At 65.2% G+C, this 15,226-nt stretch carries 15 protein-coding genes; 9 read left to right on the top strand and 6 right to left on the bottom strand.

The genetic code is table 11. The features are described from left to right. Nucleotides 1-95: 95 nt before the first annotated feature. The 3 genes from ACSKB8_RS07575 (at nucleotide 96) to ACSKB8_RS07585 (ending at nucleotide 3,228) form a co-directional block, all read left to right on the top strand. A complete protein-coding gene (locus tag ACSKB8_RS07575) occupies nucleotides 96-1,073 on the top strand; it encodes a tripartite tricarboxylate transporter substrate binding protein (protein WP_438103493.1) in 978 nt (325 codons plus the stop codon). A gap of 156 nt (nucleotides 1,074-1,229) precedes the next feature. Beyond that, entirely contained in the window at nucleotides 1,230-1,715 is a 486-nt protein-coding gene (locus ACSKB8_RS07580; protein ID WP_438103494.1) for a tripartite tricarboxylate transporter TctB family protein, read from the top strand. A 4-nt stretch (nucleotides 1,716-1,719) separates the two neighbouring features. Further along, entirely contained in the window at nucleotides 1,720-3,228 is a 1,509-nt protein-coding gene (locus tag ACSKB8_RS07585; RefSeq protein ID WP_438103495.1) for a tripartite tricarboxylate transporter permease, read from the top strand. Between the two features lie 214 nt (nucleotides 3,229-3,442). Here the strand turns inward: ACSKB8_RS07585 and ACSKB8_RS07590 are convergent, their stop codons facing one another. Beyond that, a complete protein-coding gene (locus ACSKB8_RS07590) occupies nucleotides 3,443-5,137 on the bottom strand; it encodes an EAL domain-containing protein (RefSeq protein WP_438103496.1) in 1,695 nt (564 codons plus the stop codon). A gap of 221 nt (nucleotides 5,138-5,358) precedes the next feature. Between ACSKB8_RS07590 and ACSKB8_RS07595 the strand changes: the two genes are divergently transcribed. Next, nucleotides 5,359-5,619, top strand: coding sequence for a hypothetical protein (locus ACSKB8_RS07595; RefSeq protein WP_438110448.1), 261 nt, complete (start codon nucleotides 5,359-5,361; stop codon nucleotides 5,617-5,619). A gap of 204 nt (nucleotides 5,620-5,823) precedes the next feature. Here ACSKB8_RS07595 and ACSKB8_RS07600 read toward each other — a convergent pair whose 3' ends face one another. The 3 genes from ACSKB8_RS07600 to mtgA all read right to left on the bottom strand — a co-directional run bounded on the left by ACSKB8_RS07600 (nucleotide 5,824) and on the right by mtgA (nucleotide 7,643). Then, nucleotides 5,824-6,474 (bottom strand): hypothetical protein, encoded by a 651-nt coding sequence (locus ACSKB8_RS07600; RefSeq protein ID WP_438103497.1) that lies wholly within the window; start codon nucleotides 6,472-6,474, stop codon nucleotides 5,824-5,826. Between the two features lie 114 nt (nucleotides 6,475-6,588). Then, a complete protein-coding gene (gene rpmF, locus ACSKB8_RS07605; protein WP_438103498.1) occupies nucleotides 6,589-6,798 on the bottom strand; it encodes a 50S ribosomal protein L32 in 210 nt (69 codons plus the stop codon). Nucleotides 6,799-6,968: 170 nt separating this feature from the next. Beyond that, a complete protein-coding gene (gene mtgA, locus ACSKB8_RS07610) occupies nucleotides 6,969-7,643 on the bottom strand; it encodes a monofunctional biosynthetic peptidoglycan transglycosylase (protein WP_438103499.1) in 675 nt (224 codons plus the stop codon). Between the two features lie 161 nt (nucleotides 7,644-7,804). Here mtgA and ACSKB8_RS07615 point away from each other — a divergent pair, with 161 nt between their 5' ends. Beyond that, on the top strand, nucleotides 7,805-8,728 hold the full coding sequence (locus ACSKB8_RS07615; protein ID WP_128930779.1) for a polyprenyl synthetase family protein: 924 nt from the start codon (nucleotides 7,805-7,807) through the stop codon (nucleotides 8,726-8,728). A gap of 9 nt (nucleotides 8,729-8,737) precedes the next feature. Beyond that, nucleotides 8,738-9,430: a DUF1345 domain-containing protein gene (locus ACSKB8_RS07620; protein WP_438103500.1), complete on the top strand. Its 693-nt coding sequence runs from the start codon at nucleotides 8,738-8,740 to the stop codon at nucleotides 9,428-9,430. Nucleotides 9,431-9,491: 61 nt separating this feature from the next. On the opposite strand, the gene ACSKB8_RS07625 is transcribed toward ACSKB8_RS07620, so the two are convergent. Both ACSKB8_RS07625 and ACSKB8_RS07630 read right to left on the bottom strand, forming a co-directional pair. Beyond that, nucleotides 9,492-11,309: a caspase family protein gene (locus ACSKB8_RS07625; RefSeq protein ID WP_438103501.1), complete on the bottom strand. Its 1,818-nt coding sequence runs from the start codon at nucleotides 11,307-11,309 to the stop codon at nucleotides 9,492-9,494. 169 nt (nucleotides 11,310-11,478) lie between these two features. Then, complete coding sequence (locus ACSKB8_RS07630; protein WP_438103502.1) at nucleotides 11,479-11,907, bottom strand: GFA family protein; 429 nt, start codon at nucleotides 11,905-11,907, stop codon at nucleotides 11,479-11,481. A 95-nt stretch (nucleotides 11,908-12,002) separates the two neighbouring features. Here ACSKB8_RS07630 and ACSKB8_RS07635 point away from each other — a divergent pair, with 95 nt between their 5' ends. The 3 genes from ACSKB8_RS07635 to ACSKB8_RS07645 all read left to right on the top strand — a co-directional run bounded on the left by ACSKB8_RS07635 (nucleotide 12,003) and on the right by ACSKB8_RS07645 (nucleotide 15,109). Further along, entirely contained in the window at nucleotides 12,003-12,377 is a 375-nt protein-coding gene (locus ACSKB8_RS07635; protein ID WP_130219830.1) for a nuclear transport factor 2 family protein, read from the top strand. A 221-nt stretch (nucleotides 12,378-12,598) separates the two neighbouring features. Beyond that, nucleotides 12,599-13,453: a class A beta-lactamase gene (gene bla, locus ACSKB8_RS07640; RefSeq protein ID WP_438103503.1), complete on the top strand. Its 855-nt coding sequence runs from the start codon at nucleotides 12,599-12,601 to the stop codon at nucleotides 13,451-13,453. 48 nt (nucleotides 13,454-13,501) lie between these two features. After that, on the top strand, nucleotides 13,502-15,109 hold the full coding sequence (locus tag ACSKB8_RS07645) for a Na+/H+ antiporter (RefSeq protein WP_438103504.1): 1,608 nt from the start codon (nucleotides 13,502-13,504) through the stop codon (nucleotides 15,107-15,109). The last annotated feature ends 117 nt before the right edge of the window (nucleotides 15,110-15,226 follow it).

Below are 15,226 nucleotides of genomic sequence, written 5' to 3' on the forward strand. Positions count from 1 at the left end.
ATGGCGCTTTTCTTCTCTCGTGATTTCGGAAACAATCGCCCCACAAGAACGAGAGACGGCGGCCCGAGCGAGGCCGCTGCGAGGGAGGCGTTTCGATGTCGCGATACGGGCTGAAGACGATTGCCTTGGCCGCCATACATGCGGTCATGGGTGCAGTGCTCTCCACTGCCGCCAGTGCGCAGGACTATCCGACCAAGCCGATCACGCTGATCGTGCCATGGCCGGCCGGCGGTTCGACTGACATCTCGATGCGCGCGATCGCCGACAGCGCTTCGAAGGTTCTGGGACAGCCCATCGTGATCGACAACAAGGCCGGTGGCGGCGGCACCGTGGGACCTGCGACCATGGCCGCGGGCGCGAAGCCGGACGGCTACACCATCTCGCAGATCCCGATCACCGTCTTCCGCCTGCCTCTGATGCAGGAGGTGTCGTGGGATCCGGCGAAGGATTTTACCTACGTCATCCATCTCACCGGCTATACCTTCGGCGTCACCACCAATGCGGAATCCCAGTTCAAGAGCTGGAAGGACGTGGTGGAGTTCGCCAAGGCGAACCCGGGCAAGGTGACCTACGCGACGCCGGGCACCGGCACCTCGCTGCATATCGGCATGGAGCAGATTGCCGCGATGTCCGGCATCAAGCTCACGCAGGTACCGTTCAAAGGCGGCGCGGAAACCAACGCCGCGGTCCTGGGGCAGCATACGATGCTTCAGGCGGATTCCACGGGATGGCGGCCGCTGGTCGATGCCGGCAAGCTGCGGTTGTTGATGGTGTGGACCGGCGCCCGCTCGCCGAATTACCCTGACGTGCCGACGCTGAAGGAGCTCGGCTATCCCATGATTTATGATTCGCCGTTTGGCATCGCCGGCCCCAAGGGGATGGATCCGAAAATCGTCGCCAAGCTGCACGATGCCTTCAAGAAGGCGGTCGAGGACCCCGCCGTCGTGGCAACGCTCGCCAAATACGACATGGTGCCGAACTACAAGAACACCGAGGACTACAAGAAGTTCGTCGTCGAGGTCACGGAGTCCGAGCGCAAGGTGATCGACACGCTCGGGCTTGCGAAGAAGTAGAACTGAGCCACCTCCGTGTCCCGGACGCGGTGCAGCGCCTCTTCAGCGGTGCACCGCAGAGCCGGGACCCACTCTTGCCACGCATCCATGGACCCCGGATCTGCAGCGCACCGCTTCGCGCTGCGCAGCGTCCGGGGAACGGCCGAGAGGGCGTCGATGACCAACCAAACCAACGTCAAACTCCGCCTCAGCAATTCCGAACTTTGGGGCGGCTTGATCGGGCTCGCGCTCGGCAGCTTCGTGATCTGGTCGGGGCTGAAGCTCAAGCTCGGCACCATCAACGATCCCGGCTCCGGTTACGTGCTGTTCTACACGGGCATCCTGATCTGCGTGTTCGCAAGCTCCATCATCATCTCGGCCATCACCGAGGGCGGACCGACGCTGGCCTCGCGCTGGGAAAATGTGCGCTGGAGCAAGCCGCTTCTCGTCATCGCCTGCCTCACCGCATTCTCATTCGCGTTGGAGCCGCTGGGATTCCTGTTGTCGGCGATCCCGTTGATGCTGCTGCTGTTGCGCCTGATCGATCCCGTGCGCTGGACGCTGGCGATTCCGATCGCGGTGCTGGTGCCATCAGGCATGTGGTGGGTGCTCAAGCGGCTGCTTTTGATCCAGCTGCCCTCGGGCCTGTTCGGGATCGGCTGATCGCATGGATACGCTTTCCAATGTCTCCCATGGGTTCGGCGTCGCGCTGACCGGGATCAACCTGCTCTATTGCTTCATCGGTGTCTTCATCGGCACGCTGGTCGGCGTGCTGCCGGGCATCGGCCCAATCTCGGCGATGTCGCTGCTGTTGCCGGTGACGCTCTCGGGCACGCCGGAATCCGGCATCATCATGATGGCCGGCATCTATTACGGCTCGATGTATGGCGGCTCGACCACCTCGATCCTGGTCAACATCCCCGGCGAGGCGGCCTCCGTCGTCACCTGCATCGACGGCCACCAGATGGCGAAGCAGGGCCGTGCGGGCCCTGCGCTCGGCATCTCCGCGTTCGGCTCCTTCATCGCCGGCACCTTTGCGCTGGTCGCGCTGATGCTGGTGGCGCCGAGGCTTGCCAGCATCGCCATCGCGTTCGGCCCGGCCGAGTATTTCAGCCTGATGGTGCTCGGCCTCGTCGTGCTCACCTTCCTGACCCAGGGCTCGATGCCGAAGGCGCTGCTGATGGCCTGCATCGGCGTCGTGCTCGGCCTGATCGGTCTCGACAGCATCACGGCACAGCCGCGCCTCACCTTCGGCCGCATGGAGCTGATCGACGGCATCGGCCTCGTGCCGGTCGTGATGGGCCTGTTCGGCGTCGCCGAGGTGCTGCTCAACACCGAGCAGGCGATCAAGCGCGACATCATCAACGCCAAGATCACGCAGCTCTTGCCCAACAAGACCGACTGGCAGGCGAGCGCCGGCCCGGTGGCGCGCGGCACCCTGCTCGGCTTTCTGCTCGGCATCCTGCCGGGCGGCGGTGCCGTGGTGGCCTCGTTCGCGTCCTATGCACTGGAGAAGCGGCTGTCGAAAACGCCGGAACGGTTCGGCCACGGCGCGATCGAGGGCGTCGCGGGCCCCGAATCCGCCAACAACGCGGCGGCCGGCGGCGCGTTCATTCCGCTAATGACCTTGGGCATCCCGCCGAACGTGGTGATGGCGCTGCTGCTCGGCGCCTTTGTCATTCACGGCCTGCAACCGGGACCGCTGCTGATCACGCAGAATCCCGGCCTGTTCTGGGGCATCGTCGCCAGCATGTATATTGGCAACGTCATGCTGCTGATCCTCAACCTGCCGATGATCGGCATGTGGGTGCAGCTCTTGAAGCTGCCCTACAACATCCTGTTCCCGCTGATCATCCTGTTCACGATCCTGGGCGTCTATTGCTCGAGCAACAACGTGTTCGACGTTTACGTGATGATCGCGTTCGGGATCATCGGCTATTTCATGCGCAAGCTCGGCTATGAGCCGGCGCCGCTGGTGCTCGCCTTCGTGCTCGGCCCGATGCTGGAGAACAATCTGCGCAAGTCGCTGATCCTGTCGCAGGGCGATCTCTGGACCTTCGTGCAGCGTCCGATCTCGGCGGCCTGCCTTGCACTCGCAACGGTGCTGCTGATCGCGCCGCTATTGCCCGCGCTGCGCAAGAAGCGCGAGCTGGTGGCATTGGATGAAGGGGCGTGAGAGATTTCGTAGCCGCTGCACGATCTCTTCCTTCTCCCCTTGTGGGAGAAGGTGGCGCAAAGCGCCGGATGAGGGGTTGCCTCCTCAAACTCAATCGCAAGAAATCGACTCGCGGAGGGAGACCCCTCACCCGTCTCGCCGCTAGGCGGCGAGCCACCCTCTCCCGCAAGGGGAGAGGGGAAGCGAGTGCGCAAGCTTGGCGAGCGAATAACTCCTACCCCGCCGCGGGTAGTGCGCTATCTGCCGCCACGCCCCACGGGCGCTCGGCGGAGGCGAGTCCGATCAGGCGGCCCTGGATGTAGTCGCAACCCCAGTCGCGCAGCATGCTTGCGGCCTCTTCGTCCTGCACCCATTCGGCGACCGTCTTGATATCGAGGCGTCGGGCGAGGTCGATCAGGGTGTGCACGAAGGCGCGGTCGTCGGCGGACCGCGTGACGTTCTGGACGAAGGCACCGTCGATCTTGACGATGTCGACGCCGAGCTTGCGCAGGTTCCTGAAGGAGGTGTAGCCGGCGCCGAAATCGTCGATGGCAATGCGGCTGCCGAAATTCTTCAGCCGCGTGACAAAGCCGCGGACATCATCGATGTCCTGGATCGCGACCGTTTCGGTGATCTCGACGATCAGCCGCTCGGCGACGCCGGGATGGGCCAGCATCAGCGATTCGATTCCCGCCCACCAATCGGGATCCATGGTCGTATCAGGCGAGATGTTGAGGCTGAGGCAGACGTCGGGCGCAGCCGCAAGCTCGGCGACCACGAGTTCGAGCACGCGATGATCGACCAGGCGAATCAGGCCGAGCCGTTCGGCGACCGGCACGATGTCGGGTGCGAGCAGCACCTGGCCATCGCCCTGATCCATCCGCACCAGGCACTCGTGGAAGGCGCGTTCGCGCGAGGCGGCGGAGACCACCGGCTCATAGGCGAGCTTGATGCGGCGCTCGTTCAGCGCGGTGACGATCTCGTCGGTGACGCGGATGTTGACGCGGCGCTGCGCGTCGCGCGCGGCATCCGGGCGCCATGTCGCGAACGAGCCGACGCGGCGGCGTTTGGCAGCATCCAGCGTCTCATGGGCGCGGTTGACCGCCTCGTCGGTGTTGCGGGCATAGCGCGGCACGCTGACCGCGCCGATCGACGCGGTGACCGAGACCGGCCCTGATTTCGTCGGCACCACCTCGTCGCGGATGCCGGCGAGGAAGCGCTCGGCGGCAACGTTCATGTCGTCGACGGTGCAGTTCTTCAGGATCAGGCCGAACTTGTTGCCGGAGAAGCGGCCGAGCACGTCGCCGCCGCGCAAGCGCGCACGAATGCGCTTGGCGACGTCGAGGATCACCGCGTCGGCGACGTCGAAGCCGAAGGCGTCGTTGACGCGGGCGAGATGATCGATGCCGACCAGCATGAAGGCTGCGGTCGAGCGGAAGCGGGTCGTCTCCTCGATCGCCTCGGCCAGCGACGCGATCAGATGGGAGCGGTTGAGCTCGCCGGTCAAGGGATCGAGCCGGGCCAGCTTCCTCAATTCCTCGTCGCGGGCATGACGCTCATTGTTGATGCGAACAGAGCCGATCGCGCGCGTGGGGCGGCCGTCGGGACCGGCAAACCAGCGGCCGGTCTCCTCGATCCAGACCACGGGATCGGAGGCGCTCATGCGCACGCCGTACTCGACCCGGTAAGGTGTGCCGTCGGCACCGTGCACGGCGGAGGTCTGTGCCAGCGCAGCGGTCCGCAGCGATTGCGCCGGCTCGATCAGCTTGGCGAATTCGGCCCCGGTGGCGAGCCGCTCGGCGGGAATGCCCGGGAAGACGGCGCTGACCTGCTCACCCCAGACGATGACGTCGCTGGCGATGTCCCAGGCGAACACGGCCTGGCCGAGCGCGGCCAGGATGTCGGAGGCTTGCGGCAATGCTGGGGTCAAAATCGCCTCGTTTCGGGACAGTGGGAAAGTCCTGAGCCGGCACAGAATAAAGCCAGATTCGCCCTCGACCCTAGGCAAAGTTGATAAACAATTTGGAAACCACGTTTGCCGACCCCAGGGAACCAATCGGGCCCGGCCGGCATAGGGCTTGCGAGTACATGACACGCACCGGCGCCAGCGTCCCGAAATGCGACAATCCGGCCGGATCAACGGTGATTGCGATGTTGAGTACTGATCGATCGGACGCGGCGGACAACGGCACAGGCACGGCCCTCGTGCCGGTGATGCCGACGTTGCAGTGGGTCCACAAGGCGCCGCTGCCGCGCCCCGATCCCAGCTTCGTCACCCAACTGATCGCCAATGCCGAGCACATGCCCCAGACGAGCCGGCTTCGCCGCGCCTCGTCCGAAGACGCGCTGATGGCCTATGGCAGCCAGCGCCCGCTGCAAAGCGTCAGCGCGCGGACACGGCAGGTGGCTTGAGATTGATTTGAAGTGAGACGGCGCTTCTTACCTCTCCCCGCTTGCGGGAGAGGTCGGATCGCTCTCGCGATCCGGGTGAGGGGGTACAGGTCTCACAGCTATCTCATCCGTGGAGAGAGGCCCCTCACCCCAACCCTCTCCCCGTAAGAACGGGGCGAGGGAGCGCACAGCCTCCGCGGTGAGATGCAGGCGAATCCAGAGAAATCAGCGCGGTGGCGCGTCGGGAGAGGACGGCGTGCCGTTGCCCGGCTGAAGCTGCGGCGAGGGGATTTCCGGCGAGGGCGCGCCCTGCACCGGCTTGGGCGCCGGATGATCCATCAGCACGGATTCGGCGACGGATTGCGCCGACGGTGCGGGCGGCACCGCCGGTGCCGGCTGCGGCGCAATCACCGGCTCGAACTTGCGCTCGGACGCCACGTCCTCCTCCGGCGCTTCCTGGCGCTTGGCCTTGCGTGGCGCCGCCACCGTCGTCTCGGCGACATAGGTGACGCGACGGCGCGTGCGCTGGGCGATGCCGCCGAGGAAGTCGGCCATCGCGAGCAGCACCAGCAGGAAATAGGTGGAGTTGCCGAATTTGGGCCACATCACGAATTCGGCGGCGGCCGTGCCGAACACGATCAGCGACAGCAGGTGATCCATCAGGAATTTCGAGCCGGGCCGCGCGCCCTTGACCACCTCGAGCAGCAGCAGCACCACGCCGAGCGCGAGCAGGAGGTCGGCAAGCGTGACCGGCCAGGTCTCACCGGACACCATCGGCACCTTGAACAGCACGTCCGTAAAGGACACCGTCGGCATCAGGAAGGCGATGATGTTGTAGACCGCGAGCGGAATCAGAAGCAGCGGGAAACCGACCATCGGCAAAATGCCTTCTCGATCAAGATATCCGGACAGGACAATGCGGCGGCGAAGCATTTGCTCCGCCGCCGTCACCGTCTATCTCATGGGTTGGCCGAAATCAGGCGGGCCCAATCATCCCGCCTGAAGAAAGGTCCTGCCTTCAGGATCTTTCTTCTTCAGGACCTGGCGGCCCTTGTACATGCCGGTCTTGAGGTCGAGATGGTGCGGACGACGGAGCTCGCCGGAGTCCTTGTCTTCCACATAGGTCGGCTTCTTGATGGCGTCTGCCGAGCGGCGCATGCCACGGCGCGACGGCGAGGTTTTTCTTCTCGGAACGGCCATTTCAATATCCTCTAGGGATTGGTGTCATCAAGGGCATCGTCCGCGAAGGGACGGCTCAGCACCCGCAATACGAGGCGAGCTGAATGCCGATCAAGGCCGCGCTTATAGAGGAAGGCTGGCTGTAAAGCTAGGCTCTTGGGCCAGAAAATACGCCCGAAATGGGCCCGAAATCAGCGATTTTCGCGCCAGCAGGTCGCAAGCGAGCTCGCCTGCCCCCGCGCCATATAGGTCGCCGCCAGCCGCCTGACACCGGGTCCCGGGGTCCGGGCACTGCGTTTGACCGGATTGGGCAGGGTCGAGGCCAGAAGGGCGGCTTCCCGGGAGGAGAGGCTAGCGGCCGACTTGCCGAAGGCATAGAGGCTGGCCGCGTCGACGCCAAACTGCCCCTGTGGACCGAGCTCTGCGATGTTGAGGTAAATCTCCAGGATCCGCGGCTTGGGCAGGACGAGGTCGATCCACAGCGCCAGCGGGAATTCCAGCGCCTTGCGGACGAAGTCCCGCCCCTGCCAGAGGAACAGGTTCTTTGCGACCTGTTGGGTGATGGTGGAGGCGCCCCGGAACGGCGTACCGTCCTCCTGGGCGTCATCGATCGCCTCACGCAGCGCACCCCAGTCGATGCCATGATGCTTGCAGAAATGCGCGTCCTCGGCTGCCACCACCGACCGCGGCAGATACGGCGACATCGCCGCCAGATCGATCCATTGCCGCTGCATCGGCGCGCCCCGAAGCGAACGCCAGACCATCAGCGTCGAAACCGGATGGCCGGTCCGGTAAAACGGCGCGATCACATAGGGCGCGAGAGCCACGACCGCGAGCACGACCAGCAGGATCTTGACGATGCGCAAATCGACCTTTCCGGCGCAAAATGAAACGCGGCCACGGGCTGGGCCATTAAGTCTGTGATAATTCGGGCCTTTTCCAGCACTTTTTAGGCCTTCCAAACGATTGACTGAGGCGGGCGCATAAAGGATTGTCCGGCCGAATTTTAGTTCTGGAGCCCTTCTTGATGACCGGCACGTCCCCGTCCGATTTCGCCAAACGTCTGGACAAGACCGCTGATGACACCGAGGCCCTGCTCGGGCGCCTGCTGTCGGACGACATCCTGCACGACGAGATCGCCCGGCCCAAGCGACTGATGGACGCAATGCGCTATTCGAGCCTGAACGGCGGCAAGCGTCTTCGGCCGTTCCTTGTGGTCGAGAGCGCGACCGTGTTCGGCGTGCCGCGCGAAGCGGCGCTGCTCGTGGGCGCCGCGCTCGAATGCATTCACTGCTATTCGCTGATCCATGACGATCTGCCGGCCATGGACAATTCGGACCTGCGCCGCGGCCGCCCCACCCTGCACAAGCAGACCGATGACGCCACCGCGATCCTTGCCGGCGACGGTCTTTTGACGCTCGCCTTCGACATCGTCACCCGCGACGAGATCCATCGCGATGCCAATGTGCGGTTGCTCTTGACGCGCGCGCTGGCGCGTTGCGCCGGTATCGGCGGCATGGTCGGCGGCCAGATCCTCGATCTCGCCGGCGAAGGCCGCTTCGGCGGCAACGAACCGATCGATGTTGCTCGTATTCAGCAGATGAAGACCGGCGCACTTCTGCGCTATGGCTGCATCGCCGGTGCAATCCTCGGCCAAGCCTCGCAGAAAGAATACCAGGCGCTCGACGATTACGGCCGCGCGCTCGGCGAGGCCTTCCAGATCGCCGACGACCTGCTCGACGTCGAAGGCGATGCGGCAGCGCTCGGCAAGCCCTCGGGCCAGGACGCCGCGCTCGGCAAGACCACCTTCGTCACCCAGCTCGGCATCGAAGGCGCCAAGCAGCGCGTGCGCGACCTGCTCGCGCGCGCCGACAGCGCCGTGTCGATCTTCGGCGACCGCGCCGCCGTGCTGCAAGCCGCGGCGCGATTCGTCGCCGAACGGAAGAACTGACGCGCGTCGATGGCGACCGGCGGCAAAGAGGATCCCGTCCTCGTCCGCTTCCGCCAGATGTCGCGGCCGATGCGGCTGCTTTATGCGCGGCCGCGAACGTTCATCGCACTCGCTGTCGGCGTCCTCGTCTGCCTGCTGCTGCCGGGCACGCACCGGCTGGTGACGCGGCTCTTGTTCGGCTGGGACGCACTGATCGCGGTCTATCTCGTGCTAGTCTATGCGATGATGCTGTGCAACGATCACCAGCACATCCGTCGCGCCGCCGCGATGCAGGACGACGGCCGCTTCGTGATCCTGCTGGTGACGGCGACCGGCGCCTTCGCCAGCATCGCGGCGATCGTCTCCGAGCTCGGCACGTCGCATCGCGGCGTCCTGGAGCTGACGATCGCGATCACAACGATCGCGCTGTCGTGGGCTGCCGTGCACACGACCTTCGCACTGCATTACGCGCATGATTATTATCGGGACGGCACGGCAGGAGGCCTTCAGTTTCCGAGCGGCGACAAGGAAGACCACGCCGATTATTGGGATTTCGTCTATTTCTCGTTCGTGATCGGCATGACCGCGCAGGTCTCCGACGTCGGCATCACCGACAAGACCATCCGCCGCACGGCGACCGCGCACGGCATCGTGTCCTTCATCTACAACACCGCGTTGCTGGCCCTGACGGTGAACATCGCGGCAAGCGCGATTGCGACCTGAACTCACTCCAGGGAGTCGTCCTGGCGAAAGCCAGGACGACCATGTGGGAACACCGCGATCCCTAGTAACAGACCTCGGCATTGGCGTCGTTGCCGGGGCCGCCGCCGCCGCGATATTCGAGACGGCAGCCGCGATGGACCGGACGGCAGCCACCGCTATTGCAGTAGACCTGTCCGCCGCCCGTCGCGCGGCCGCCGCCAGCGGCAGCAGCAACGCCGGCAGCGGCGCCATAACCGCCTGCTGCGCCGGCGGACTGACGACGCTGCCGTGCAGGACGCTCTTCGCCATCGTCGCGCTTGGCAGTTACACGCTTGGCCGTTGCGGGCTTGGCGGCACGCTGCTTCTCGCACTCATTGTCGTCGTTGACCGCATAGCCGTCACGACAGACGATCTTGCTGCATTTGTCGCCGTCGGCCTTGAAGCCGTGCTCACAGACCAGCGGGCAGACGCGCGATGGTTTTGACTTGACCGCATCGAGCGCATCGGTGCTCGCCACCTTCACGTCGAGCTTGGTGCCGGCATAACGGTTGAACTGCGACAGCGATCGCTGCGAGGACGCATTCCAATTGCCGTCGGCCTGCCCGGAGAAGCAGCCGACGCGGCCGAGCTCGGTCTGCACCGAGCGGCTGAGATCAGCCGGCGTAGTCGCAGGCGTCAGCGCGGCGACGTTGGTGCCGGCCGGACCGGCCGTGCTGGCCGGCGCTGCGCCCGGTGCCGCAGCGGCGAGGTTGACGCGCTGCTGCTCAGCCGCGGCGGCCTGCTGCTGCGCCTGCTCCTTCGTTTTCTGGGCAGCAAGCTGCGCCTGTTCGGCGGCTTTGGCATCGGCCGCAGCCTTGGCCTGCGCATCCTTCTGGGCGCCGAGCGCGGCAAGACGATCGCGCTCGACCTCGGCCTGCTTCGCCTTCGCGATCGCCGCGGCATGAGCCTGCTCGGCGCCGATCTTCTCGAGCTGAAGCTTGGCAAGGCTCGCATAGAAACCGTCGGGATGCTGGGCGAGGAAGGCATCCCACGCCGCCCTGTTGCCGACCTGGAGCGCGAGCTCATAATCGCGGCGGATATCGGCCTGCGGGTTCGCCGCAGGTGCGGGGGCCGCAGCCGTCATCTTCACCGGCACCAGCGGAACATCCTCGCCGCCGAGCGAGCCATAGACGAACGGCTCCTGCTTGTTGCCGGTCGACTTGAGCACGTCGTCGCGCACGAAGCCGAAGGCGCGGCGGACGTCGAGGCCCGGCGTCGTCAGATGCTTCGACAGCGCCACCGTGAACGGGCTGTTGGCGCCGTCGCCGTCCTGCGCCGTGAACCCGGCCTTGGCCGAATAGGCGATCAGCGTGTTGGGGCTGGTCGGCTCGACCTGGGCGAGGCCGCGGCCGATGCCGCGCGAGGCAATCGTGCGCTTCATCCTCTTGCCGAACGGATTGTCGCGGCAGGCATCCAGGATCACCAGGCGGAGCTGCTTTGCGGGCTCGACCGCGACCAGGATGCGATCGAGCGAAAGCGCCTCGTCGTAGACGTCGGTGTCGCGCTCGAGCTTGGCATCGACCGGGATCAGATAGTTGGAGCCTTCGACCTCGATGCCGTGGCCGGCATAGTAGACCACGGCGATGTCGGCATCGCGGGTCGCATCCGCGAAGTCGCGGAGCACGCGCCGCGTATCCAGCGCCGACAGATCGTGCCGAGACTCGACGACATCGAAGCCGGCCTCCTTCAGCGTCTTCGCCATCACCGAACCGTCATTGACGGGATTGGCCAGCGACGGCGCATGCTGATAGGCCGAATTGGCGAGCACCAGCGCAACGCGCTTGCCGGCGAAAGCAGGTTGGGCGCCGAGCAGCAGCGCGAGGGCGAGGAGAAGCGGACAAAGTCTGAGCAAATTGCGCATGACACGACTTCCGAAATTCGGGGCCGCTTGGGCCCTTTGGGACCGCTTTAGCAAGATCCACCGCGGGCGCTTGTGATGGAGGTCACGAAGGTACCAACGACAAGCCGAAAGGCCACTTTTGTTTGTCGCACCAGAGGGATCGCGGGTTCGCGGGGAGGATCGGGTTCCCTCAGACAACCCCGATGTGCTCCCGATATTGCGGTAGATTGTCCGTGATTTCGTGCCAGGGCGCCTTCGAGCCCACGAAAATGTGGGCGCTCGGCCGGATCGAGGGGGTATCGACCAGGGTTCCCATGGCGACATGGACCCATTCTCCTCCACGCACCCGGGAATAGAGCAGCGAGCCGCATCGGGCACAATGCGCGTCATGGGTGGTGTCGTCGCCGAACATGATCCGCTGGTCGCCGCCCCTGACGATGCGGAGCTGGTCCTGGGCGATGCCCGCGAACGGCTTGAAGGCGGCGCCGGTGGTGCGGCGACAGTTCGAGCAGTGGCAGTTCATCGCATAGGAGAACGCATCCGTCACCTCGAAGCGCACGGTGCGGCAATAGCATTCGCCGATCAGGATACGGGCGTTCGATTTCTCTGATGCGGTCATTTCAGCGTCCTCGCGCAATTGGCGACAGACACCCATAGCGCATTTTGATGCGTACGACTAAGTTCGCCCCAAGCCATCATTCGAAGGGATGACCCATGAGCCCAAATCGTTCAAGTGTCGAAGCCGTCGTGCAATCCTATTTCGACGGTCTCTATGAGGGCGACGCCGAAAAGCTCGGCGCCATCTTCCATCCCTCCGCAGACCTGCGCTGGGTCGAGAAGGGCGAATTGCAGGTGCTGACCGTGCCGGACTGGCTCGACCGCGTGCGCAAGCGCCCCTCCGGCAAGGCCGAAGGCAAGCCGCGCGAGGATTTCATCGTCACCATCGACCGTTCGGATGACAAGACCGCTTTCATCAAGGTCCGGTGCCAACTCCCGCCGCGCTATTTCACCGATTATTTGGTGGCGATGAAGCTCGCCGACGGCTGGCAGATCGTGTCGAAGTCATATCGGTATGATCTGAGGGAGTGAGGGAGTCCTCGACCCTCCGCTGCCCGAATTCGGACTCGCTCTCTTCCATTCTCCGTCAGTGCGGGCAAACTCTCGCCACACGTCATTGCGAGGAGCCCTTGCGACGAAGCAATCCAGAATCCCTCCGCGGAGAGATTCTGGATTGCTTCGCTGCGCTCGCAATGACGGTGCGGATGAAGCATAGGCTACATCTTCCTGCCACACTCGCCCGAAAGTCCCCCATGCTGCTCGATCGTCGCTCCCTGCTCGCCTCGCTGTGCTGGATGGCCGCTTCTCCCGCACTGGCCGCGGCTGCGCCGCCTGAGCTCGAAACCTACGAACGCGAGAGCGGCGGGCGGATCGGCGTTTATGCGGAGAACCTCGCGACCGGCGCAAAACTCGCCTGGCGCGCCGACGAGCGGTTCGTCATGTGCTCGACATTCAAGGCCTCGCTCGCGGCCTGTGTACTGGCGCGGGTCGATCGCGGCGAGGAGCAGCTTGCGGCCATGATTCCCTACGGCCAGGCCGACCTCTTGGAGTATGCGCCGGTTGCCAAGCAAAATCTCGCGGCCGGCGCAATGTCGGTCTCTGAGATGTGCAAGGCGATCGTCGAGCTCAGCGACAACACCTGCGCCAATCTGCTGCTGGCGCGGATCGGCGGGCCGGCCGCGCTCACCGCGTTCTGGCGATCGATCGGTGATACCACCTCGCGGCTCGACCACAACGAGCCCGAGCTCAACCGCTCCCGGCCGGGCGATCCCCGGGACACCACGACACCGGCGGCGATGGCCGGAAACCTGCGCCGCCTGGTGCTGGGGGACTCATTGTCGCCGGCCGCGCGCGCGCAGCTCACCGAATGGATGGTGAACTGCAAGACCGGCGCAAACCGGCTGCGCGGCGGCCTGCCGGCAGGCTGGAGGATCGGCGACAAGACCGGCAACAACGGCAAGGACGCATCGGGCGATATCGCGGTGGTGTGGCCGCGGCCGGATGCTCCGATCCTGATCGCGGCCTATACCCAGGGCGGCACGCCGAGCGCCGCACAGATCGCGGCGGCGTTCGCGCGGATCGGGCGGATGGCCGAGCGGCTGGCGTGAGCCGCGCGCATTGACGCAGCAGTCGCTTCCGGGTCAAGACAGACCGTCATGGAAGCGAAGTTTCAGACCTTTCTCATCCTTCTGGCCGTGCTGGCAGGCGTGGCGCTGACCGCACGCCGCTTCAACATCGCGCCCGCCATCCTGCTGATGCTCGCCGGCGTCGGGCTCGCCTTCGTGCCGGGCATGCCATCGGTGGAACTGCCGCCCGAGCTGGTGCTGCTGCTGGTGCTGCCACCGCTGATCTACTCGGCAAGCGTCGCCATGAGCTGGCGCGAGTTCAAGAAGAATTTGCGCCCGATCGTGCTGCTCGCAGTCGGCGCGGTGATCTTCACTGCAGCCATGGTAGCGGCCGCCACGCATTACATGATCGGCCTGCCGTGGACCATCGGCTTCCTGCTGGGGGCCATCGTCGCGCCGCCCGACGTGGTGGCGCCGCTCGCGATCGCGCGCCGGCTGCACATGCCGCGCCGGATCCTGGTCGTGCTCGAGGGCGAAGGGCTCGCCAACGACGCCACCGCGCTGATCCTCTACCGCTTTGCGCTCGCCGCGATCATGGTCGGGCATTTCTCGCTGCCGCTGGCGGCCGGCGAATTCCTCCTCATCATCGCCGGCGAGATCGCCTTCGGCATCGGCGTGGGGTGGCTTTCCCTGCGTTTCCGCAAATGGTCGGGGGATCCGCAGGTCGAGCTCACGCTGTCGCTGATCACGCCTTACGTCTCCTACTGGCTGCCCGAGCATGTCGGCGGCTCCGGAGTGATCGCGACGGTCGCCTGCGGTCTCTATGTGAGCTGGAACGGCCCGCTGCTGATTTCTTCCGCAACACGCCTGCAGGGCATCTTCTTCTGGGACCTCGTGATCTATTTGATCGAGGGCCTCTTGTTCCTGCTCACCGGCTTCCAGATGCGCGCGCTTTACGAGAAGTCGAAGGCCTTTCCGCTCGACGACATCCTGATCGCGACCGCCGTGGTTCTGTTGATCGTCGTGATCGCGCGCTTCGCCTGGCTCTATCCCGCGACCTATCTGCCGCGGATGCTCAGCAAATCGCTGCGCGAGCGCGATCCGTCGCCGCCCTGGCAATGGGCGTTCACGCTCGCCTTCACCGGCGTGCGCGGCGCGGTGTCGCTGGCGGCGGCACTGGCGCTGCCGTTCACGCTTCCGAACGGCGAAGCATTTCCGTACCGTGACCTGATTCTGTTCGTCGCCTTCGGCGTCATCTTCATCACGCTGATCGGCGTCGGCCTGACGCTGCCGCCAGTGGTGCGCTGGCTCGGCATTGCCGAGGCCGGCCGCAACGAGCATGTCAGCGAGCACGAGGCCGAGATCGCAGCACGCCGCCAGGCGCTCGACGCCGCGCTGAGGTCGCTTGACGCGCTGACCGCGGAGAAGGAGGTATCGGACGAGGTGATGCGGCTCCTTCGTGCCCGCCACGAGATCCGCATCAACCAGCTTCCCGATTCGCTCGATCCCACCCACCACGACGTCTCCGCCGCCGGCATCGCACTGACCCGGGAGCTGATCGTCGCCGAGCGCAAATTCATCCACGACCTCTTGCGCGACGGTCAGATCACCGACGAGACGCGGCGGCGGATCGAGCGGGATCTCGATCTGGAGGAGGCGAGTTTGGCAAACAGGGAGTATCGGGGCGCGCCGCTGTAGCTTCCTGCTGACAATATCTCCACGTCGTCCTGGACAAGCGAGCGGAGCGAGTGCTGAGCCAGGACGACAACAGTGAGATCCGCCGGCCGCATCACGCCGTCATTGCGAGCGCAGCGA

Origin of the sequence: Bradyrhizobium sp. BR 1432 (assembly GCF_051547705.1) — a bacterium.
In the GTDB taxonomy this organism is placed as follows: Bacteria; Pseudomonadota; Alphaproteobacteria; order Rhizobiales; family Xanthobacteraceae; genus Bradyrhizobium; species Bradyrhizobium zhanjiangense.